Below are 320 nucleotides of genomic sequence, written 5' to 3' on the forward strand. Positions count from 1 at the left end.
TCGTCCTGCACCTGAAATGCCAGGCCAATAGCTGCGGCATAATTGTTGAGATGTTTTAAATCCATCGAACTGTAATTTTTACCACAGTAAGCTCCCAGCAAAACACTGGCTTGGATCAAAGCGCCGGTTTTCAATAAATGCATGGCTTCCAGATCTGTTTGGTTAAGTTGTTTACCCACTGAAGCCAGATCGATGGCTTGGCCACCGGCCATTCCCATAACACCGGAAGCCTGTGCCAGGCATTTAACCATAGCGATTTGCTGATCTGCCGGCAAATCGTTTTCGGTCAGACATTCAAACGCCAGACTTTGCAATGCATC

1 protein-coding gene is annotated in these 320 nt (G+C 47.2%); it reads right to left on the minus strand.

Annotated elements, in window-relative coordinates; genetic code table 11:
* The coding region (locus tag B3182_RS00725; RefSeq protein ID WP_292751134.1) for a polyprenyl synthetase family protein at positions 1–320 on the minus strand (320 nt) is incomplete at both ends.

The sequence above is a fragment of the Methylophaga sp. UBA4204 genome (assembly GCF_002379485.1).
Classification (GTDB): Bacteria; Pseudomonadota; Gammaproteobacteria; order Nitrosococcales; family Methylophagaceae; genus Methylophaga.